The following is a 23,511-nucleotide window of genomic DNA, read 5'->3' as shown; positions in this document are numbered from 1 at the left end:
ACAAATCATATCAGAATTCACAAATTCGCTTCACGAAAACGTTTTAGTTAATTCTTAATTTGCTTAAGATAATGCAATCAATAACTTCACAGAGGCTCATTTTATAAATTACAAACAATTAATATTTATTTTATTTAAATAATATGCAAAAATAACTGATAAAAATTACGATATTAAAAATATCGTATATTTGGTTAACCAATTTAATCGAATTTTATCCTTTATTTTTAAAATTATGAGTAAAAAATACTTTTTATCGTTTTTCGCGCTATTTATTTGTCTGATAGCAAATTCTCAAACCACCGTGACAACAGATACAAGTCTTCAGACGCTTGTAAACGCAGCGACGCCTGGATCAACATTTGTAATTCCGGATGGAACTTATCCTGATTTTTATTGCAGTTTTACTAAAATCGCTACGGCTGAAAATCCAATAACTATCAAAGCGCAAACCGTGGGCGGTGTAACCTTGACCGGAAATTCCGCTTTTGTTTTTAAAAAATCTGCGCATATTATTTTAGAAGGTTTTGTTTTCAATTGCCAAAGCAACAGCACTTTGGTAAAACTTGAAGCTTCGAATAACATCAGAATTACTAGAAATGTTTTTGAATTGGCAGCAACTTCTTCGGTAAAATGGGTTGTCGTTACCGGATATTACAACGATTATACGTTTCAATTCTTGAGCCATCACAACCGAATTGACCACAATATTTTCAAAAACAAAACAACTGCCGGAAATTACATCACGCTTGACGGAACTTACAATCAAGACCAAACCGTGAATCAACAATCTCAATATGACAGAATTGACCACAATTATTTTTACAACAACGGACCAAGACTTGAGAACGAAAAGGAAGCGATCAGAATTGGGAACAGTCAACTATCACAATCAAGCGGCAACACAACTGTTGAGTTTAATTTATTTGAAGAATGTGACGGCGACCCAGAAATTGTTTCGGTTAAATCGTGCGATAACATAATAAGACACAACACTTTTAACAGAAATTATGGCTCGCTGACATTACGCCAAGGAAATAGAAATATCGCCGAAGGAAATTATTTTTTCGGAGGAGGAAAACCAAACGGGTTATTTGGCACAACGCCCATTTACACCGGCGGAATCAGGGCTTATGGCAAAGACCACATCATTAAAAATAATTACTTAGAAGGACTTCAAGGAACCATGTTTGACGCGCCGATAACGCTAACGCAAGGCGACGCAATTACTGGCGTAAATACTGATTTTAGCCTTCATTTTAGAGGAGAAAGTATAACAATTGCTTACAACACGTTGGTCAATAACGCACACGGAATTCAAATTGGTTATGCAAAATCAAACGGTTCTTACAATATTAAATTACAAGATATTACGATCGCAAATAACTTGGTCACTGGCTCTCAAAACAGCATGGTTAAAATTTTCAACGATCAACTTGGCGAAGTTTCTTGGATGAACAATATTTTTTATCCAACCGCAAATGCGACTGTTATTGATGGCGGTCCGGCGTTTAATTCAACACAAGCTTCCGTTCAAAATCCAAATTTAGCATTGACCGGAACGATCTGGAAATCGACCAATACTTCGCCAATAATTGCAAGCGGCGTTCCTTCCTTAAATGTAAACGAAGATATTGACGGACAATCGCGACCAACTTCAAGCAATGCCGGAGCAGATCATTTTAGCACGGCAACTCCAACTTATTTTCCAGTAACAATAAATGATGTCGGTCCTTTTGCTTCGGAAGAATCACTTTCTGTAGTTTCAAAAGACTTTTTAAGTGTAAAAATATTTCCGAATCCAACAGCCGGAAATTTTGAAATAAACTTGAATCAAACTGATTTCAATGAAGTTACTGTTTCGGTTTATGATGTTCATGCAAAATTGATTTTGGAAGAAAACCATAAACAATCTGAAGAAAATATAAAATTTAACCTCGAAAATCAACCAGCAGGATTATATCTCGTAAAAGTAAACGCTGGCTCAAAATCGGGAACTTACAAGATTTTGAAAAATTAAAAACCTTTAGAAAAGCTACTTTAAACGGTAGCTTTTTTATATTTTAAACGGTACCAAACATACACCAAAGACAAAAATGTAACCCCAGAAACAGCATACATCAGCATCGGAATTTTCGCCAATTCATCCTGATAAATAAATCCAGAAATTAATGCTCCCAAACCAATTCCGGCTTCAAGAGCAATATACATTGTGGCCATCGCCTTTCCTCTGTGTTCAGGAAAACTCATGTCAACCGTCCAAGCGTTTAATGCAGGAGAAACAATTCCGGTAGCGATTCCATAAATTGCCGAACCCAAAAGTAACCCTTCGGAAGAAGTAGAAAATGCCATGACTACAAGCGAAATAATCAAGAAAATCAGACCGATATTTATCAGTTTTAGCCTTCCATATTTATCAGAAGCTTTTCCTGCGACAAATCGAATCAAGAGCGATGCCAGCGTAAAAACCATAAAGAATAGTCCTTTATTGGCAATGCCAAGGTGATCGCTCCAATCTGGAATCAAAGTCAAAATAACGCCGTATGACATATACGATAAAAAAGTCACAACCGCTGCCGGAAGCACCTCAACCGCAATAATATCTTTTCTAGAAATTTTTAAAATATGAAGACTAAAACGCTGTTTGTATTTCAAGGTTTCCTTCATATTAAAAAGAATAATGATTGAAAGCAAGGCAAAAACCGAAGACGCATAAAAAAGCATATTCATCGAAGAATAAATCTTGATCGTACTTCCGATTGCCGGACCAATGGCCATTCCGGTGCTGAAACAAAGTCCGTGAATTCCCAAAGCTTCGCCCCATCTTTCTCTTGGAACAATATCTGCAACATACGCCGCTGTTGCTGTCGGCTTAAAACCGGTAGAAAATCCGTGGATTAATCGCAAGAATAAAAATCCGGAAACGGTGGTTAAAACCGGATACAATAATCCGCAGACAAAACAGACAATAGAACCAACGGCCATTACCGGAACGCGTCCTAAAGTATCAGTCAATCTTCCGCTGAAAGGTCTTGAAATTCCCGCCGTTAAAGTAAATAATGCGATAATTAAACCCTTGTATTCAGCTCCTCCCAAACCACTTAAATAGTCGGGCAATTCTGGAATTAGCATATTAAAACTTGCCGAAAACAGAAGCGAACTCAAGCAAACCAGTCCGAAATGTGTGTTGTAAATTGGGTGAACTGCGCCAGAGGAACTCATATGCTTAATTTAAGCGTGCAAAGATACGAAACACAAAAGGCAATATTGACCTCAATTCGCCAAAAAACTCAACCAAAATCACAGTTTAATTTCGGTCTATTTAATTTCTATGGCCAAACTTTTGTGCAAAAATGCCTTTTGGTTTAAAGCAGTTCGAATATGCAACCAATCCTTAGTTTGTCCCAATAAAATTATCTTTTCGTCAGCCAACAACTCTCCCACTTTCGCGCCGTTTGTTTCTGGATTTTTTCTAAGATTAGCTTTACTTCCTTTGACTTTCAGATAATTATTTTTAAAATTCTTCGGATATGATTTCGACGTAATTTGAGCCGTTTCATATACAAATGGCAACGGATCAACCGCACCTTGATAACCTTTATAAATCCCAAAATGAAGATGTGGCGGCGTGAATCTGGCGTTTCCAGTATTTCCGACAAATCCCAACGTGTCGCCGGCTTTTACTTTCGCGCCAGATTCAATGGCAATACTGTCTAAATGTGCATAATAAATCGAATTACCAAACAGCCCGGTTCGTTGCCAAACTTGTTTACCACCAAGGCCCATATTGCCAGTTCTGCTGATAGTTCCGTCATAAACCGCGACCACCGGAGTTCCTTTTTTAGCAAAAATATCAATACCTTCGTGCGATCTTTTTCCCCCATCGCGTACATTTCCCCAAAAACTCTGGATTGCAGCATTTCCTTTTCCGGAAACTGGAAATCCATATACCGGTTTTTTGTTTAAAGCAATGAAGAAATCAGAATCAGCACCAATTTCTGGTTGAATAATTATTTTGTAAACGCCTGAATTCTTAGGAACATATTCAATTTTGGACGTATCGGTTTTAATAGCTTCCACAAAGGTTTTTGAACCTTCATTCCACTCAAATACATCAATAAAAACTTGTTGTTTTATCGAATCACGCTCCACATTTGCCGTCAGAACTTCGCCTTCGATTAATTGTAAAGTATAACTGTAAGCGACATTTTTTGTCGGAATAAATTTTCCTTTTTCGCCGTAAGGCAAAGAAACTGAAAGACTGTCTAATTTTGATTGTTCAAAAACAGCGGTCCAGGCTTCAAACACAGCGGGTTGCGTTTTGAATTCTCTTTCATAAATTTTTCGGGCATCGGGATTGGTGATGGAGTCGGTAACTTTGGTAATATTCGCACAGCCTAAAAGCAAGAGTGCCATAAATCCGAACACTAACGGATAAACAATAATTCTTCTTTTCATACTTAAGATACATGCAGGAATTATGCCAAAAATTTATTTTAAGAATTATTTAAAACCAGTAACTTGCTAATAATTAAATTCTTACAAATAAAAAAAACCTATAGCTTATCAAGGACTATAGGTTTTACCTACACTATTAACTTAAACTAAAAACGATTTTTTCTTTACTTATTTCAAATATAAAGGATTACATTTCTATAAAATAAATTTTGTAAGAAAATAACATTTTTACCGCAGATCAAAAAAATCTATTTGAATACACAACCAATTGTTATTCAAAGTCGTTTAAGTCTAAAATCGTTAATTTTTTGGGTGAAAGTCCTAAAATGATTTGTCGTTTTACCCAGAAAGTGTTATTTTTAAGTTTCCATCTTTCCGCATCTTTAAATACCAAAAAATTGCAATACAACCTAATTGATTTCAAGACTATTTTTGAAGCAATGCACGAGAAAAGCGCATTGATTAATGCCTTAACTAACAACTTTGAGATAATTTCTGTAACAGATGAATATGTTCAAATTGCAGGAGTTTCTCGCGAAGAGTTAATTGGCGCAGGAATTTTCAAGAATTTCCCGCCGAATCCAAAATTCCCCGAAAGTTCTGGAGAATCAATACTTCGGGAATCATTTGAAACTTGTATTTTGGAGAAAAAAACTTCGCGATTGGCGGCACATAGATATGACGTTTCAGACGAATCTGGCGTTTTTATCGAGAAATATTGGAGCGTAAAAAACAAACCTCTTTTAAAAAATGATCAAGTTCTATATATAATTCACACTGTTGAAGACGTGACTGAATTAATTCAATCGCAACAGAAAAATCAGGAAATCAAGCATCACGAACAGGCGCACAACCTGTTTATGCAATCGTCGGCAGGAATACATATTTTTAGAGGGCCAGATATGATCGTGGATCTTGCCAATCAGCCCACGCTTGAAATGTGGGGAAAAGACAGCAGTGTAATTGGAAAACCGCTTTTAGAAATTCTGCCAGAAATTGAAGCGCAAGGATTTGCCGAAATTATCCACGATGTCAGGCTTTCTGGAATTCCTTACACCGCTTATGAAACGCCTGTGATGATTTTTAAAAATGGTCGGGAAGAATTTGCTTACTATAACTTTGTGATGCAACCTTATTACGAAGAAGATAAAAAAATTCCGATTGGCGTTATGACCATTGCCAATGATGTGACAGAACAAATTTTAGGCAAAAAGGAACTTTTAGAGAAAGAAAAAAATCTTGAAATTGCAATAAATGCAAAAATCGAAACGCAAAATGAATTAGAAAAAACGGCACAGCAACTTAGAAGTTTTATCGAAAGCGCGCCGTTTCCGATTGGCGTTTACATCGGAAAAGAAATGCGAATTGAGTTTGTAAATCAATCGATTCTTGACGTTTGGGGGAAAAAAGATGTTGTTGGAAAATTGTATTCTGAAGTTTTGCCAGAACTAGAAACGCAAGAAATTTATCCTCAACTTGAAAGCGTTTTTACAACTGGAAAAGCTTTCCACGCAAAAAACCAGAGAATCAATCTTGTTCATGATGGAGAGTTAAAAACGTTTTATTTCAATTATAGTTTCACGCCACTTTTTGATGCTTTTGGCGAAGTTTATGGCGTAATGAACACCGCCGCCGATGTCACCGAATTAAATGTGGCGCTTCAAAAACTGGAAGAAAGTGAGTACCGCTATCGAACTCTGATTGAAAATTCTTCGGTCGCCGCCGCACTTTATAAAGGAAAAGATATAAAACTTCAGTATGCCAATGACATAATGCTCAAATATTGGGGACGCGATTCTTCCGTTATCGGCAAAACTTTTACCGATGCGCTCCCGGAACTTCAAGATCAGGATTTCCCAAAATTATTGAAAAAGGTGTACGAAACCGGAATTGAATATAAAGGAACCGAAGAAAAAGCAACGATTCTTGTTGACGGAAAATTACAGGATTTTTATTTCAATTTCACCTACAAACCGCTTCGAAATAATCTGGGAAAAGTCTATGGAATTCACCATATGGCCGTTGATGTGACCAGCGAAGTTTTAGTTAAAAAAGAACTTGAAAAAAGCGAAAATAACTTTCGTTCCATGATTTTACAGGCTCCGGTTGCGATCTGTATTTTTAATGGGAAGGATTATATTTTTGAAGTCGTCAACTCAATGATGGAGGAAATGCTGGGCAGAAAAGCTTCATTTATTTTAGGCAAACCGTTTTTTGAGGCGATGCCCGAAATGAGAGATGACGGATTGAAACCGATTTTGGACAACATAATGCAACACGGAAACTCTTATAAATCAGAAGATCAAGAATTTCATTTGCCCGATGGCGATGGCACAAAAACAATTTATGCCAGCTACATTTATGAGCCGATAAAAGATGCATACGGCATTGTGCAAAGCATTATTGTGGTGGCCAGCGACGTTACACAACAGGTTTATGCAAGAAAAAAAATTGAGGAAATTGTTGCCGAAAGGACAAAAGCTTTGGCGGAAGCCAACAATAACTTGAAGGAATCAAATGCCGAGCTAGAGCAATTTGCTTACATCGCTTCGCACGATCTTCAGGAACCTTTGCGAAAAATTTCGATATTTGGAAAAATGCTTGAAGAAAGCCTGGAAAATATCAGCGATCGTTCATTAAATTATATGAACAAAATCAATCATTCTACGCAAAGAATGTCAAATTTGATCAAAGATATTTTGGGTTATTCCCAACTTTCAAAAGATAACGAAGTTTTTAGGAAAGTGGATTTAAACAAATCATTAAAAGGAATAATTTCTGATTTTGAGTTGATTATTGAGCAGAAAGAAGCTTCCTTACATTGGAGCGAATTGCCCGCGATTGAAGCGATTCCGTTACAAATTTCACAGCTTTTTGGAAATTTAATTTCTAATTCCTTGAAATACAGCAGAGCTGGAATTCCGCCAGAAATCACGATAACTTCTGAAGATGTAACTCCTGAAGAAATTGAAAAATACAAATTATCAAATCCGAAGCTCAAGTACTTAAAAATCATATATCTTGACAACGGAATTGGTTTTAAAGAAGAATATGCAGAACGAATATTCCATATTTTTCAGCGATTACACGGAAAAACAGATTATGAAGGAACCGGAATTGGTCTGGCAATGTGTAAAAAAATTGTCCAAAATCACCACGGAGCCATTTCAGCCGAAGGAAATGATGATTTTGGAGCAAAATTTATCGTGATTTTACCTTTGAAACAACTAAAAGCAAAGCCTTAAAAATTTTCAAAAATCAAATCTTTATTTACCATCGCGCCGGCAAGTGATCCTGTGGAAACTGCCATTGAAAGCGACCGCATTGCGGCATTATCGCCACAAGCATAAACATCTGGAACGGTAGTTTTTTGTAGAGCGTCGGTTTTTAGCAATCCATTTTCTAAAATTTCACAGCCCAATTGCTTTGGAATTTCACTATTTTGTTGCAAATCTGGTCGTGCATAAATTGCTTTTACCAAAGTTTTTGAACCATCAATAAACTCGATATCTTTTACATAACCCTTTGAATGATTTACTTTTAAAATCGATTTTTCGTTCACTTTTATATCGCGTTCATTAAGTTTCGCCAATTGCTCTTTCGTTAGATTGGCTTCTCCGTTTGTAAAAACTGTAAGTGATTTTGTCCAATTGCTAATTAGTTTTGCCAGTTCAAAAGCCATTTCGCCATTAGCAAAAATTCCGGTTTCTTGATTTCTAACTTCGTAACCGTGACAATATGGACAGTGCAAAATTGAGATTCCCCAACATTCTGAAAATCCGAGAATATCCGGAAAAATATCTTTTAAGCCGGTGGCCAAGATGAGTTTTTTGGATTTAAAAATTTCGTTAGAATTTGTACTTACGGAAAATCCGAAATCTTCCTTTTTTGCAGTTGAAGCGGTTCCTTCATGAAAAGAAATCGTTTTATATTCGAGAACTTGTTTTTTCGCCAATGCTGAAATTTCGGCTGGAGATTTTCCGTCTTGGGTCAAAAAATTATGTGAATGTGGCGTCTGCCGATTGCAAGGTTTTCCGGCATCAATTATCAAAACATTACGAAGCGATCTCCCTAAAGCCATCGCAGCGGAAAGGCCTGCGTAACTTCCTCCAACAATAATTACATCAAAAATAGTATCGTTTTTCATATTCAAGAATTTAAAAGTGGAACCAATTTTATTTAATAAACGCAACAATGTTGCAAATATAGTTGAATTTTTAAAGGCAACATAATTGCTTTTAATATTTTTCGTAAATTTGTAAAATGGAAAAGAAAATTGTTCGTGAAAGGAGTTCTGCTGTAAGAAATAAGATTCTTCAAATCTTGGCAGAAAAAAAACAAGCACTTGCACACAAAGATTTTCAGTTAATTATGAACGATTTTTGCGATCGCGTGACGATTTACAGAGCGTTAGACAAACTTCACGATGACGGAAAAATTCATAAAATTACTGGTGTTGACGGCGTAATTCAATATGCGATTTGCAATAAATGCTTGGACAAACACCGCCATGATCACGTTCATTTCAATTGCGTAAAATGCCAAAAAGTTTCTTGCGTTGAAAACAGCGAACCCACAATTCATCTTCCGAAAGAATACCAAGTTCATGAAATACAATGTCTTGTTAGTGGTATTTGTCCGGATTGCCAATAAACTTCTTGAGGAAATTTAACTGATTTGCGGTAAAATATTTGCGTTATCACTAAAATCTTCTCGTAAAAATTTATTCTATTGCATTATCTCCAAACAAATTATAAATAGTTAACAAAACTGTCATAACAAAATTATAATAGCTTTCTAAAGACAAATCAAAATCCTAATTTTAGATTCTCAAACGACTTTAACTATGATTATCTCTAGAAATCTGAATTGGAAACACATTATTTATTACACTCGACTTAAGTTACTTTATTTTGTGGCGCTGTCGGTTTCCGTATATCTTATCCATGAAATTTTTGACATCACGAGTTTAAATCTTCCTTTTAATGCTGTCGCAACTTTAAGTACGGCGTTAGCGATTTATCTGGGTTTTAAGAACAATAATGCCTATGAACGCTGGTGGGAAGCTCGAAAAATCTGGGGTCTGATTGTAAATTTCAGCAGATCTTGGGCAAGAGAAGTATTGACAATGATTATCCCGAATGGTTCCAAAAATGACGATTTTGAATACCTGAGAAACCGATTATTGTACCGCCACATCGCGTTTGTAAATGCGCTGAGAGTCTATCTTCGCCAGAAACACGACTATAACGAAACGAATATTAGAGAAATAATTGAGGTAAAAAATGGCTATGGCGAAATCAGAAAATTTTTGAGCCAGAAAGAATATGACGAAGCAATTTCTAAAAAAAATCCGCCGAACCATTTGCTGAAACTTCAAGGCGATGATCTGAAAACGGCTTTTGAAAACGGCTGGCTTTCTGATTATCGATTTGTGAAACTCAGCGAAACTCTTACTGAATTTAACAATCATCAAGGTATGAGCGAACGAATTAAAAACACTCCGTTGCCGAGACCTTATAGTTTTTTCTCGAGAGTTTTCGTGACAATTCACGGAACGTTGATTCCTTTTGCTTTTATTGAAGAATTAGGCTGGGTGAATATTCCGCTGTCGATTGTGATCAACTTTGTATTTCTTGCATTGGATTATATTGGAGAAAGAACCGAAGATCCGTTTGAAAACAGAATGGACGACACGCCGTTGAGTTCGATTAGTTTGACGGTCGAAGAAAATGTGAAGGAAATGTATGGCGATATCGATATGCCGACCAGGCCAAAAACGGAAATGGGCGTTGTGATGTAAATTAAAGCCGAGACAAGGTGACACTGAGCAGACACCATCTTGATTTTTTTTTCCAGATTCTGCTAACGAAATAATTGGCTTCAAACGGTTTTCCATCAAGTGTGCCTATGCGTAATTCATGGCAATTAACTACCGCCACGTTATCGAAAAATTTCACATCCCGACTTAAAACTTCCAAAGATTCTAATTTTGGAACAACTGCATTTCTTGCCTGAAGATCAGCCAGACAGTCGTATGTTGTGCCAAATTCATCGGTGTAGTTAAAATCGTGGTGTATTATTTTTTGGAGTTTTTTTAGATCATTTTTGACAACTGCCTCCTGTAAAATTTTTTCCAGTTGGTCTAAAAGTTTTTTATCGTCAAGCATCCTCGTCATCGTTTGGTATTCAATAACAAGATATTAATTTTTTAGAATATATCTGATGTTAATTTTTGATTTTTGAAATTTTAAAGGGTAAAATTGAGTAATTCGTAATGAGCTTAATTTTTTAAAAAAATTGTGCAATTAAAAACTTACTAACCAATATTTATTATCAAAGCTGAATCCAATTGCGAAGACTTTTCAAATGCCAACTTTAAAATTTCAAATTCCTCTTTTAAAAACTTCAATTGGAAATTTGTTGCATTGTAAATCATTTGGCTCTTCATTTTTTCTTCGTTATAAAATTTTAGCAAATCTTCGTAGTGAATTTTCTGAAGTGTGTGGCTAATTAGTTTTACGTTTTCTGAAAACAAAAAATTATAGCCGTTGTAAAAGCTTCCATTCAGCGGTTCTCCATAAACTCCGGACAAAATTTTGTGTTCAGTTTTGTCTGCTTCAATGATTAAAAATCTAATCACATCCCAGGTTTTATCTAGAGAAAATACTGTATCGTTTTCTTTGTGTTCTTTTCCATAAACTGATGCGTAATTCTGTTCCAAATATTCTGCAAAAGATTGCTCTGATTGATTTTTCAGTTTAATTATCTTTTCATCTGATAAACGATAAAATTCCAATATCATTCCCATAAGGTCTTTTTTTTACTTCAAGTTTGTTGAGACAGTGCTTTGATAGCATTATTTGAACAACTTGTCCAATCAGGACTTATATTCGGATCATCTTTTGCCAAATTTAAACTTTGCTGAAGAAAAGGCAAAAATTGTGAATCGTTAGTTTCAATGATAGTAAACATATTTCAAAAATATTTGTCGATAAAACAAAAAAGCCCTTACATTTCTGCAAAGGCTTTATATTCTAAAAATGTGGTCCCACCTGAACCATAGATAATATTTCTTATACAATTAAAAACCAACTAAATAAAAATAAATTAGCTATATATCAGAGGACTTACAAAAAATAGTCAAATCATTAAACACCAAAATGCGACAATATTAATCATCTAATTTTACCGTATTTTTTACCGTAGTGACTATATTTGCTTTATGAAAAAACCTGTAGTAACATATAAACTTGAAGCTAAAGATACTAATCCTGAAAAAAGGGATAAACCAGAATTAATTATAGCTGAAATTAGCGCTGGTTTTACAGAATATCTGAATGGTACAAAAAAATATAAACGTGTTAAGGTAAGCTTAGAAAGCACCATAAAACCTTCCAATTTTGGCAAAATATCAAACAATTATAAATTCGACCAAGTGATTTTTGACAAATATTCTAAATCTAACGCAGGAATTAAGTTTAAAATAAGTCACTTTGAAAAGCAAATTGACAAGTTGTATTCCCATTACACTATAGATAACACCTATCCTACCTCAACCGAGTTCAAAGAAAAGTTGTTGGTACAATTGGGCAGAAAAGACAAAGAAATCAAGTCTACTACCACAGTTCACAAATATTTAAAAAACTACATTGGAAATTTAGAAGACATAAAAGGGAGCGGTAAAAAAAATGCGTTATCAGAAGGCCGCATAAAAACCTATCGCACATTATTATATTATACAGAAAAATACGAAAAGCACTTTCAAACAACTTTAACTTTTGAAAATCTTAACGAATCTACATATTGGGATTTTTGGAATTTTCAAGATGACGTGTTAAGTGGAGTGCTATCCTTAGAAGAAGTTGAAGGTAAAAGAGCGCAACAGATTAAGAAAAATGGCTTTTCAGTAAATGGAATAATAAAATACCAAAAATTATTGATTCTTATATGCAAATCCGCATTGAAAGATGGAAACACAATTAGCTTAGACGTAAGTAACCACAATCTAGTATTAAAGGAAAAAGCAGCAGCTAAAGACATATTTGTAAATGAAGCGAATTTAATTAAGATAGCGAATTATTGCACAAATGATGAAGATATGAAAATCACCAAGCAGTATGTTATATTGTCTTCTCTCACAGGAATGAGATATGAAAGTATGGTTGAGGCTCATAAAGAAAAAATACAACATTTTAAGGATAACACCAAGAGCTTTTATTATATACGTTCCTACCAAAACAAGACTGAAACGGAATGCATAATACCATTATTACCTCTGGCTTTAGAGACATTAAGAACTAACAATAGTGAGTTCCCTAAATTCCCAGATAATTCAAGGCTAAATCAAAATATAAAAAAATTATTCAAATTAGCAGAAGTGACACCAACTACACTTATCACACATTATACTTATAGGCGTGGTACTGTACGAGAAGAAAGTAAAATTGATGACATAGTTACCAGTCACGATTTGCGTAAATCATTTTATTCAAACCTTAGTAATCTTGGAATATCACAAACAATTATTGAGTTGGTGACGCACCCTAACAAGAAAGCTACATCAATGGCAACATATTACGATAAGAGGTCACTTTTAAATAAAGCTGTTCTTTTTTTTGAAGAATTACAAAAAGAAAGCAACTCGAAACTTTATAAATACTAGGCTTAGTAATAGCAACCCTTTTTTTTGCAATCTATCATATCTCACATTACGGCTTTTATAAGCTCTGATATTGCTTTTTCTCTGTTGCCATATTCCTTTTTGTAGACCCACTCGTAATTTTGTGTCCAAACGTATTTTTTTGTCTTACAATCAAATGCTATTTGTTGTCCGTTTAATTCAAAATATTTCCAATATTCTACAGACTTTTGGTCTCTGTATAAATCCTCAGCTAATGAAAGACTGTTCGATAATTCTATAAAAAGAGAGTAAGAGTAATATTCTTTATGAAATCCACTTGTCATTGTTGAACCTAACAAAAGAATATCGAATTTAACATCGTCTGTCCGTATAAGTTTTTGTTCTCCACAAGAATTAATCATTTCAAATTGTTTAACGAAATAATATCGCCAATCATTTTTATCTGAAAAATCGTCAACAATTTTTTCTAAATCTTGATTTAACGATATTGGGTTGATTTTATCAAAAAGTGATTTCAAAACTTTGCGTTGTTTATTGTTATCTCTTATTAATCTTTTCCAACTAATATCACGCAAATCACGTCCTTTATTGATTAAGAAACTACGATTTCTTCCTTTAGATAATAAATAATCTCCTGTGGCTAATAACGCCCTTTCAAAAAGAAAATTGTCATAGTTTTTCAAACCCTCTTCACTAAATATTGCTTTTGATTTTTCTGCGTATTCCGTGAATTTTTTAGAACTATATATTCCATTTTCGTCTTTACACCAGTCTAATACAAAACCGATTTGTCCATTGAAATAACCGTGATTTTCAATTTCAATAATTGCTTTTTTCCAATCATCATTTTGTAGAATTAGATTTGCTTTTATTTTTTCTTCTTCAATTATGAATTTTGGAAAACCTTTATCTTCAGGACTTACGGAATCTCTAAAATATTCAACAATCTTATTTCTATAAGGAATGAGTTTTGACAAAAATAATAATGAATCTGCAAAAGTGTTTGCATTGTCATAATATAAGCGGTGTGCCTCGACAAGGTTTCGGACTATTCTCATCCAATTTTGAAGATTTATTTCATTAATATCATTTTCACAAGCCAAAAACTGATATAAAGCAAATAATTTCAACAGTTCAGCGTAACCTAAATTATTTTTAATTGCACCATTGAAAATTTCTTTTTCATTTGCATAAGTCGTGTCGGAAAGAAATTCTTTCAACCCTTTTTTATCTGCGATTTTATTTAAAACTGACTTTAATGTATTAAAATAATCTCCATCAAAACAATCCAACTCTAAATATTTATTGAATGAGATTGTTTGACCCCCTCTCAATACATCAACATTCTTTCTGAATTTATCGTCTTTATTATTAGCTTTCAGCGTGTAATTAATTACCGCCATTGTTCTGAAAAAATTCAGACGTTGTTCGTCAATTATGTTTTCATTTTTATCACGAAAATTCCAAAACAAATCTGTCCATAGCGTGTCAATTTTGTAACTGAAGTATTCTTTTATTTTTATATTTTTTTCTTCAAATGTATCAGCGTCATTGGGTTCCAAATTCTTTTCCCAATTATCTTTTAAAATAAATTCTTTACCGTTCTCTAATACCTTATTCCCTTTCTCATCAGTTTTATATATAATCTGTTTAATGTATTGTTCAAACTTTGCTTTGAAATTTTCAAAATCAGTAAGAGGTTTTCCTCTTGCGTTCATTTTGATATACAAATCATCGGAAAGACCGAAATCCTGCAGTTCTATGTAATGGAAACTAACATTTTTCAAGTTGTCCCAAAGCTCTATTTTGTGTTGAAAAGTTTGCTGAATAGAATCCAACATTGTAAGCATTGATTTTATTGTAGGGTCTCTTTTCCACGAAAGAAAAAACCAAGAACTATCAATTATTGTTTTTGATAATTCGTTGTTCTTTGGCTTTGCTTTTTCTTTATCGTGATAATCTGTTTCTAATAAATTATTAAAATCAATTCCTTTATTAATTAAGTCATTGCAAAATTCCCGAGAGCTTGTGCGTGTTTCGTAAGAGAATTTTATCAAGTTGTTTTTCAATTCATCGTATAACTTATTTTCTTTAATTGCAACAAACCAGTGCAACAAAAATAAAGTTGTTAAACGTTGTTGTCCATCAAGTGGTTGTAAGGCTGTAACGCCATTTTTATCTTTGTTTACGCTACCATAAACAAAATCTAACTCTAATTTTTTACCATTAACCGCTTCAAGTAATGTGTTCAAAAAGTTAATTCTAATTTCTGCCTTTTCCTCTCTTCCCTGAGCATAATCTCTTTGTATAAGAGGAATTTCGATTTTGTGTTTATTAATTAACTCAAGAAAAGTTAATTTTTCTGATGTTGGGTTACTGCTCATTTCCTACTAATGTCGTTTGAGATAAATAGTGATTGATTACTTTTTGTATCTTTTCAAAATACGATGTTCTATCGTTTTCATTCCAAACCTCAATGTCTTTAACGTTAGCAGAATAGTATTTCATAAAAACATTTTTAGTACAAATAGGAATATAAATCCCTTCAATTTCTCTTTTAATTATTTTTTTTCTTTTTTCCGTGAAAGAATCATTTTTATAAGAACGGTTTGTTCCACTATCTAACAAACAAAGGTTTCGAATACTGTTATCTTCTTCGCCCAATACATAGTCAATAATATCATCAAATTCATTTTCGTCTATTGTTTTACCCGATTTTATAATTTGCTCAATTTGTTTGTCTATATTTTCGTCTTGATGATACACTGTTTTAATAAAGTTATTATTCAGCCATACAACTTGATTTTCTTTTTTCACTTTAACTTCTGTCGCAATTGCGTGAATATGTTCAACATCCCACGATTCTTTTTTGTATCGGTCAAAAGGAAAGCGATTAGTTTCGTTTTCGTTGTTGAGCATTGTCTGTATGTTTTGAAGCAATAAAATTTCACGAACATACCTTCCGTTATATACTACTTCTCCCAAATTCATATTTTTAAATTTGGATTGTATTTCTTGTTTTACCCAATCTGAAAATTCTATTTTGGATTTTTCTTTTTTCTCTTTGAGAATGTTTTTGATATTTGTTCCAATCGAAATCAAATAGCCAACTTTGTGGTACAGTTCTCTGTCATTGTACCATTCTTCAAGTGTTTGGAAATATATTTTGATTTTTTTCCAATTTTTATCTACTTCATCTGTTGATTTTTCTTTGAATTGATTGTTGAAGAAACGAAAAGTTGAATAATCATCATTCCCGAACCTCTCGGCAATTGTCGGGTATTCTTTTCGTCTTTCTTCAATTTGTTCTTTAGTTTTTATGTTCAATTGTTTTCTTTGAAAAATCTCTTCATCATTTGCTTGTGCCACTTCGTACATTAAATTGAAAATAAATTCTATTCTTGTCGCCAAGTCGTTTTCATTTTTGTTGACGAAGTACCAAAACGAATCATCTTGTAAAGCATATTCAATTCTGTCCCATTCTGATGAAATTTCTAATTGTTTTAAACGAAGTTTTTCTGTGTCCGCATTTGCGAAATTTGAACTATTCAAAAACAAAGCCTTTATCAATTCCGCATTTGTTAGAGGAATTTTTCCGCTGTTGATTCTCGTGAAAATATTAATTGAATCTTCATCTTTCGAAGCTTCATACCAAATAACTTTCGTAGAAAAATTGAATTTTGATTCAAACGTATTTATATCAAATTGTCCTCCTTTGTTTTTGAACCAATCGCAAATTGTTTTATACGCTGACGAAATAAAATGATAATCAATGTTCGTGTCATTTATAGCTTCCCCGTTTAATTGTTTTTGCAAGTAATCAGCTGAATTTTCTCTGGTTTCATATTTTAATCCAAACAATTTTTTTTGGCGATTTTCAACATAACTTTGATTTAAATAATGCAAAATTAGGAAGGTTGTTGTAATACGTTGCTGTCCGTCAATTACATCCCATTCGTTTTTATCTTTTTGTTTTACAACAATTGGTTGTAAACAATACCAAGTTTTTTCATTTGAATTGGGAATTTCTTTTGGCGAAAACTCATTGATGTCATTCAATAAGTCTGTTACTTGTTGCTCTGTCCAACGATAACCTCTTTGGTAAGATGGAATAAAGAAGTTACTTTCCAATAAGGAACTGATTGTTTTTATCGATATATTTTTGTTTTCCATTGTCTTTTGTAGGTGATGTGTAGGCTTGCTTTCTTTATTTTATGCCTATCAATGTTGTTATCACGTCGTTATATTGGGTTACCTGTAACTATAAATTAAAGGAAATAAAATGCTTGCAATAACCTTACTCCAAACAAGGGAGCTTTCCAATTATTTGTAATCAAATTCATTACTTTTCCCATAGTGCTAATATAGGAAAAAGCTAAACATTGCAATTTTAAATGTCGTCCGTATGAAGAGGTACTTTACGAAGATGACAAATTATTTATTTGGGCACATTTAGTTGGAAACTTTTCAAAGCAAATAAAAAAAGGGATGGAAGGGCTTGATATTGAACAAATGATTCTTCAATCTATTTTTACATAGTATTGGTTTTAATGTCAGAATTTAAAACTATAAAATTGGCTCGGTTGTAAAGTTCATCAAATGTAAGAATTTCGATATTTCTAGAATCCCTTCTGAATAATTCTAATGTTTTTTGTTTAATTAATCTTATTTCCTCTACTTCTTCAGATTGAAAAACTTCTTTCCAATCCCCAATCAATAAAATTGTTTTAGAATCGTAAGCTCTTGCATTAATCACCCCCCCTTTATCATCAATTAATTTTTTAGTAGTTTCAATCTTAATCATTCCGCTTGCCTTTTGCTCTAAAATTTGAGAAACAGCGTTGATAAGCTCTTCCGAAAGTTGCCAACTTCCCGAACGATTTTTATCTTTTTTAAAAAGTCTCGTCGTAGGAAGTTTGATTTCGACAAAGGTGGTAAATTGATTATTTCCCATTAAAAAATCATTAATAACACCATCGCTACCTGCCGCTGTTGTGTCTGAAGCGTGAAATTCTTTCTGCAATATTCCTTCGAATCTGTATTGTAATCCATATCCAAAAATCCACGCATTCAAATTAAAAAAATGTTGCCAAGCCGTCTCATCCTTTGTTGATGGTTTACCAATTTCGGTTTTATATATTTGTAAATACCCTTCTACATTTAACAATTTTCGAAATTCTTCTAATTGCGCTTTTCGATATCCCGTATTAACAATGTCTTGACTAGTCAACACCCCATTATCAAGTAATTCTTTGATAATTTCTTCTCCTTCAGTTCCAGACAATAGCGTTATAAATTTTTTTCTAGTGTTTTCATCAATATTATCTACGCTATCTCCTAATACAATTTTACGCTCTGATATTGACCCTAAGTCAATTTTATTTATGAATGAAAGGAAACTACGCAATTGTTGTAAATCGAACGTGCTAAATTTTAATTTCTCTTTAACCACCCCACCTACAACTTTTATAATTTCTAAGCCCTCAATATTATTCTTATCGGGCAAATAAACAACTTTCATCATTGTTTTAGGCGCCAATTTAATTTGGATGTCTTCTTCTCCTTGGAATACCACTTGGAAAAACCTACCTTTTTCAAATTCGTGATTATACAACGTTTGAAGATTACAATTATCTATTATTTGACCTTCTGGAGTTTTAAAAGCATCAGTTCGTGACATAGAGAAATAATTAAATGTTTACGAACTTAATGTAATATTTTTCTTTAACCTAATTAACTTTATAAAAAGCTAACTAGTGTGGGCATAAGTTACATTAATTAGAAAAAACAAGCTTCAGGATAAGTAAAAAAAATTTACAGAAAGAATCATTATATAATTCAAAATATTGCCTCTAACGCTCTAAATCAACTGTGAATAGACAATTAATTTTCAATTACAAAAGAATTAATTATTTCTTTTCTTTTCTTTCTAATCATCAGAAATAATTTATTAAACTAAAACGAAAAAACCTAGAGATTATCTAGGTTTTCTTGCTCTTGAAATAAGCTATTTAATTCACCTACAAACTCTTTAAATAGCTTCCAGTATCTTTTGATTGTGGCTATTGATAAATTAGCTTCATCTGAAACTTTTTTCTGATTTATTAATCCAAGTTTTTCAAAACCCCAAGATTCAATTACATCATAAATTTTTTGTTCTGTGGCTTCTCTTTTTACAGCACCCATTTTTTGATTTACTATGAGCATTTTTTGACTATGTGAAATCTTAAACTTAGGATTAAACAAAAATCGCCTCTCCTTATTCAGATTTATATAAAGGTTTCCGTCTTTGCGCATCTTGACCACACTTCTAACTACTGCCGACAATTCACGATATTCTAATTTAGGACAGAATCTCTCATTATATGATTTAGCCAGCCTAATAAGTTCATCCATATTAAGGCTAGGGTTTAGAACAGCAAGTTGTGAAATAACAGTAAACACAGCGGTATTCCGCCCACCTACCTCAACTTTTCTTGGAACGAAGGGTTCACATATTTTTACCTTTTCATTTTCAAAAAAAAGGTAAGTATTATCATCCTGAAAATATTCATCAATATTATTAAATCGGAGATTTTCGGAAGTATCATTCCTACACAAACTCTCTTCTTTTTTTTTATTTACAAGGCTTGATACCTTGCTGTCATTAGCTTTATAGATTAGAGAATTTTTGTTGATATATATATTCTCGTCAAAACTTAAAACAGTCTGTTGTGTTATCTTGCCTGCATTTCGGTCTGCATCAATCCCTAATAGTGTAGCTATGTTGTTATAAGTCTCTGAAAAATTATGAATATTTAAGTTCTCAACTTTCACCAAGATGGAATATCCTTTTGTTGATAAAGATTGCCAAGCTGCGAATGTATGAGCACTCCAAGGGATGAAATCTACATTGTCAATATCAATGTAGATTAATCCAGTTGATGCCATAATATTAGCATTATTAGCACTGTGTTTAAATTGGAAATTAAATCTGAAAGTTGGTAGTAAAGTACTTTTAATTTTCGAATAACCATCAGAGCCTTTTCCAAACTCCCTAGCTTTTTTTATGTTTGATATATTCTCATCTCCATTTTTAATTATAGTGAAGAATGAATCTATGTTCATATTGTCAATCACCTGAGGGCTTTTGACATTTTTAAATTTATTAATAGTATACATTTTAATTATTTGTATTCTATTATCAAATGTGATTTTGGATTATCGCATTTTAGAGAGCTTATTATCTGCTCCAAGAATTGAACCACTCAACCCTATTAACAATTGTACTACTTTTTTTTTGTTAACGTAAGCTTTAATCTAAAAAAAAAATGAATTTGTATCAAAATAAATACTGTATCAAAAAAAGTCTAGAGAACACCTAGATTGATACAAAATAAGGTATCATAAAAATTCTTTGACTTTTAATGATACTGTAATATTTTTTATTACATTTGAAACTAATTTAATCAGACCCATAAATGTTCAAAGCAATTATTATAGCGAGATGCAGTACTAATGAAACAAAACAAGATGTTTCCAGGCAAAGTGAAGAACTTCATAAAAAATTCTCAAACCAATTTGAAATCGTTAGAACTTTTGCATATTACCAAAGTGGAACTAAGAACGAAGGCAATAATTTGGAAATGTTATCATTCGCCATTAATAACGGTATCAGCAACATAATTATCAGTGAAATAAGTCGTATTAGCAGAAAAGTTGTGAACGTTTTACAATTCATTGAATTATGCAATGACAAAAAAATTAATGTAATCATCGATAATTACAATTTACATACATTAAATAAAGATAGGACCGTTAATACGATGGTGCAAATGATGTTAAGTATTGGGGCAAGCTTTGCTCAATTAGAGTTGCAACAGACTTATTTAAGACTTGCATCAGGAAGAAAAAAATATTTAAATGATGGTGGAGTACTTGGACGAAAAAAGGGTTCTATAAAGAATGAAAAGCAAATACTTATAGAGCACGCAGATATCGTGAAATATCTAAAGCTAAAACAGAGCGTCAGAAATATTATGAAACTTACATCAAAAAGCAATGGTACAATACAAAAAGTATCAAAAATCTTAAAGGCAAAAGAATGCAAAAAAGAGGCTCAATAGCCTCTTTTTGCTTGTAAATATTGTTCTAAAATCTATATCCCTCACACGTTATTACTGAAGAAAAGTATATTGGAAAACTGGCTTTTTACGTTAAAAAAGGAAAATTTCCAATGCACCAAGTGATAGGGTTTATAAAATCTTTTTATTTTTTGATTATTTACTATTTTAGGTAGATATTATAAAGTACATTCTTTGCTTTTAGATAATCATTGAGAGTGTCGGCATATAAATCCACTTTAGCGTAGAGCCATAAATCTTTACGCATAGCTGAGGACAAAGGTCTTTCAAAAGATAGTGACAATTTCATTACAGACAAATCAGATATAATAAAATCATCGTCTGTTAATGAGGTATTTTTATATAGCTTTTCCCAATCATCACTAACCGTAGCCCAATCTTTAGTTTTTTGATATTCCCTTTTATATTTAATTAGTTGGTCACGTTGACGAAATAAGAGATATTTTTTAAATTCTTGCAGTTTTTCTGGAGCTATCTCATCCAATAAATTAATTTGCTTGAACGACTTAATGTCAAAGAAATAATTTTCAGTACCTGTAACACCATTTATATCAAAACTTAATTCAATTCCTATATAATTCATTAATCCTCCTTTAAATACAATTAACGGCTCATCTAAATCCACCGTTAATTCTACAATCCTATCAGTCAACTTACGTCCGTCAGAAAGAATCAACATATCAATTAAAGAGTTTTTTAATTTAGTTTTATCAGAAATATTTTCATCATTTACACGCGATTTGCTAACCTTGAGTGTTGACTTTACTACAGCGCCACTTGAACTGTAGCTAATCCATACTCCATCTTCCTCACCCTTATAATAATGTTGAATGCTTAGTATGTTACCATTTGGCCAATAGGTAGTTGATTTCCCGTGCGGTTGAGAATTCAAGTAACTGGTTTGCCTTCCTACATTTCCATTGGAATGAAAATATACAGCGTCTCGATTGTCATCTACAGATGTTATTTGAGAATAATCAGTTTGTGACGTAACCACGCCGTTTTGAGAATATTCAAGCCATTTGCCTACTCTTTTTCCTTCATCATAAATTCTTTTAATCTTTAGTTTTCCATCTGGATAGTAGTCATTGTACTCTCCATCTGGACAAATAATTCTCCTAATGCATTGAGATTTTTGATTGCCATTTTCATAGTAGGAAATAGTAATATTCTCATACGATTTCTTGTAGTAATACCTGCTTTTTACCTTTCCATCTTCGAAATAATTTTCGATGGATATTGCGTTACCATCTAAGTCTTGTACGGTTCTTTCCGATATTTTACCGTTGGGATAATAATCAATTCTTTCTTTCTCTACGCCATTTGGCAGAATATTAATGGTCTGTGCAAAAACAAATGGCATCCATAAGCTTGTTACTAGCAATAATTTTATATTCATAACTTCTGATTTTAATTGCTAAAGATATGAAATGCGGGGAAAACCCCGCTAATGTTGTGCTTTTTTTTAATTTTTCTTCTGGATTTTTGTCCAATGCAGACACAGATAGACGAAGTTAAGACGTTACTATTGCAAAGAATTCACAAAAGATTCTTAGGCAAATTTGATGGTAATAATAGAAAATTTGCAATCGAAGTGGGATGCGATGAAAAAACCGTGCGGGACTTATTTTCTCAAAAACACGGAATGACTATGAACCTTTTTTTTAAGATTGCTCTAGCTCTAGACATTTCTCCAAGTGAACTTTTAGACGGATTGGAATTCAAAAAAAAACCACCTCAGTGATTCCGCTACCATCTAATTAAGGTTTTAAAACCCCTCCAAATACACTAATAACANCAAAGTAGCTTATTGTACCACTAATTAGTTTCTGAGGCCCCCCCTGTATCCGCCCTTACATAACCCCCTCTCCCCCGTCATAGCATTCGAAGCACATAATAGCGTGAAAAAAAAATTATAAAATTTTTTGAACTTACTTTTTTTAAGACTATTATTCCATTAAGCATACTTGAAAATACAGCAAAAACCTAGTTTTGGACTTAAAAAAAACACAAACATATAAATTGTAGATTGCCGACAAAAAATCTCATAGAGTCTAATCACTCATAACAATTCTCATTATATTTATTCAGTTTGCCAATCCCTTAAGTAGAAAATTATCTGCTAGTGAAATAAAAAAAAATGCACAACTTGGACAACTAAAGCGTTTACCAACATAAGTATAACTGCCTTCATACGTTTTTAAACACAATTAAATGAGATTTTCATCTTGAAATATGAGACATTCAATACAATACTTCTATATTTACACTTTCCAATAAACAATA

The 23,511-nt window shown here is 32.9% G+C and carries 17 protein-coding genes; 7 read left to right on the top strand and 10 right to left on the bottom strand.

Translation table 11 applies throughout. The features are described 5' to 3' along the window. Positions 1-235 precede the first annotated feature (235 nt). Complete coding sequence (locus ACFPVY_RS13650) at positions 236-2,020, top strand: chondroitinase-B domain-containing protein (protein WP_379792657.1); 1,785 nt, start codon at positions 236-238, stop codon at positions 2,018-2,020. Positions 2,021-2,040: 20 nt separating this feature from the next. Here ACFPVY_RS13650 and ACFPVY_RS13645 read toward each other — a convergent pair whose 3' ends face one another. Together ACFPVY_RS13645 and ACFPVY_RS13640 are read right to left on the bottom strand one after the other, a co-directional pair. Then, positions 2,041-3,222 (bottom strand): MFS transporter, encoded by a 1,182-nt coding sequence (locus ACFPVY_RS13645; protein ID WP_379792656.1) that lies wholly within the window; start codon positions 3,220-3,222, stop codon positions 2,041-2,043. A gap of 96 nt (positions 3,223-3,318) precedes the next feature. Continuing rightward, positions 3,319-4,458: a peptidoglycan DD-metalloendopeptidase family protein gene (locus ACFPVY_RS13640; RefSeq protein WP_379792655.1), complete on the bottom strand. Its 1,140-nt coding sequence runs from the start codon at positions 4,456-4,458 to the stop codon at positions 3,319-3,321. 398 nt (positions 4,459-4,856) lie between these two features. Between ACFPVY_RS13640 and ACFPVY_RS13635 the strand changes: the two genes are divergently transcribed. Beyond that, positions 4,857-7,703: a PAS domain-containing protein gene (locus tag ACFPVY_RS13635; protein WP_379792654.1), complete on the top strand. Its 2,847-nt coding sequence runs from the start codon at positions 4,857-4,859 to the stop codon at positions 7,701-7,703. On the opposite strand, the gene ACFPVY_RS13630 is transcribed toward ACFPVY_RS13635, so the two are convergent. After that, positions 7,700-8,605, bottom strand: coding sequence for an NAD(P)/FAD-dependent oxidoreductase (locus ACFPVY_RS13630; RefSeq protein WP_379792653.1), 906 nt, complete (start codon positions 8,603-8,605; stop codon positions 7,700-7,702). The two genes, ACFPVY_RS13635 and ACFPVY_RS13630, sit on opposite strands and share 4 nt — an antisense overlap. 116 nt (positions 8,606-8,721) lie before the next feature. Between ACFPVY_RS13630 and ACFPVY_RS13625 the strand changes: the two genes are divergently transcribed. Both ACFPVY_RS13625 and ACFPVY_RS13620 read left to right on the top strand, forming a co-directional pair. Beyond that, positions 8,722-9,111, top strand: a complete 390-nt coding sequence (locus tag ACFPVY_RS13625; protein WP_379792652.1) for a Fur family transcriptional regulator — start codon at positions 8,722-8,724, stop codon at positions 9,109-9,111. Between the two features lie 193 nt (positions 9,112-9,304). Further along, on the top strand, positions 9,305-10,261 hold the full coding sequence (locus tag ACFPVY_RS13620) for a bestrophin family protein (RefSeq protein WP_379792651.1): 957 nt from the start codon (positions 9,305-9,307) through the stop codon (positions 10,259-10,261). A gap of 1 nt (position 10,262) precedes the next feature. Here the strand turns inward: ACFPVY_RS13620 and ACFPVY_RS13615 are convergent, their stop codons facing one another. Both ACFPVY_RS13615 and ACFPVY_RS13610 read right to left on the bottom strand, forming a co-directional pair. After that, the gene (locus tag ACFPVY_RS13615; RefSeq protein ID WP_379792650.1) at positions 10,263-10,628 is read right to left on the bottom strand and encodes a nuclear transport factor 2 family protein; all 366 of its coding nucleotides are present in this window, start codon (positions 10,626-10,628) and stop codon (positions 10,263-10,265) included. Positions 10,629-10,777: 149 nt separating this feature from the next. Then, positions 10,778-11,269 (bottom strand): DUF1877 family protein, encoded by a 492-nt coding sequence (locus ACFPVY_RS13610; RefSeq protein WP_379792649.1) that lies wholly within the window; start codon positions 11,267-11,269, stop codon positions 10,778-10,780. 414 nt (positions 11,270-11,683) lie between these two features. On the opposite strand from ACFPVY_RS13610, the gene ACFPVY_RS13605 reads away from it, so the two are divergent. Further along, positions 11,684-13,123, top strand: a complete 1,440-nt coding sequence (locus ACFPVY_RS13605; protein WP_379792648.1) for a tyrosine-type recombinase/integrase — start codon at positions 11,684-11,686, stop codon at positions 13,121-13,123. 41 nt (positions 13,124-13,164) lie between these two features. On the opposite strand, the gene ACFPVY_RS13600 is transcribed toward ACFPVY_RS13605, so the two are convergent. From ACFPVY_RS13600 to ACFPVY_RS13585, 4 genes are all read right to left on the bottom strand, one after another. Further along, positions 13,165-15,486, bottom strand: a complete 2,322-nt coding sequence (locus ACFPVY_RS13600; protein WP_379792647.1) for a DUF262 domain-containing protein — start codon at positions 15,484-15,486, stop codon at positions 13,165-13,167. Then, entirely contained in the window at positions 15,476-17,275 is a 1,800-nt protein-coding gene (locus tag ACFPVY_RS13595) for a DUF262 domain-containing protein (protein ID WP_379792646.1), read from the bottom strand. The genes ACFPVY_RS13600 and ACFPVY_RS13595 overlap by 11 nt, the downstream gene beginning before the upstream one ends. A gap of 358 nt (positions 17,276-17,633) precedes the next feature. Continuing rightward, positions 17,634-18,782 (bottom strand): Shedu immune nuclease family protein, encoded by a 1,149-nt coding sequence (locus tag ACFPVY_RS13590; protein ID WP_379792645.1) that lies wholly within the window; start codon positions 18,780-18,782, stop codon positions 17,634-17,636. A gap of 290 nt (positions 18,783-19,072) precedes the next feature. Next, a complete protein-coding gene (locus ACFPVY_RS13585; RefSeq protein ID WP_379792644.1) occupies positions 19,073-20,263 on the bottom strand; it encodes a BT4734/BF3469 family protein in 1,191 nt (396 codons plus the stop codon). Positions 20,264-20,562: 299 nt separating this feature from the next. Between ACFPVY_RS13585 and ACFPVY_RS13580 the strand changes: the two genes are divergently transcribed. Continuing rightward, a complete protein-coding gene (locus ACFPVY_RS13580; protein WP_379792643.1) occupies positions 20,563-21,207 on the top strand; it encodes a recombinase family protein in 645 nt (214 codons plus the stop codon). 160 nt (positions 21,208-21,367) lie between these two features. Here ACFPVY_RS13580 and ACFPVY_RS13575 read toward each other — a convergent pair whose 3' ends face one another. Then, positions 21,368-22,624 (bottom strand): toxin-antitoxin system YwqK family antitoxin, encoded by a 1,257-nt coding sequence (locus ACFPVY_RS13575; RefSeq protein ID WP_379792642.1) that lies wholly within the window; start codon positions 22,622-22,624, stop codon positions 21,368-21,370. Positions 22,625-22,717: 93 nt separating this feature from the next. On the opposite strand from ACFPVY_RS13575, the gene ACFPVY_RS13570 reads away from it, so the two are divergent. Continuing rightward, a complete protein-coding gene (locus ACFPVY_RS13570) occupies positions 22,718-22,969 on the top strand; it encodes a hypothetical protein (protein ID WP_379792641.1) in 252 nt (83 codons plus the stop codon). Positions 22,970-23,511: the final 542 nt, after the last annotated feature.

This window comes from Flavobacterium qiangtangense (genome assembly GCF_042658345.1).
Classification (GTDB): domain Bacteria; phylum Bacteroidota; class Bacteroidia; order Flavobacteriales; family Flavobacteriaceae; genus Flavobacterium; species Flavobacterium qiangtangense.
This window is presented reverse-complemented; position numbering and strand designations above follow the sequence as displayed.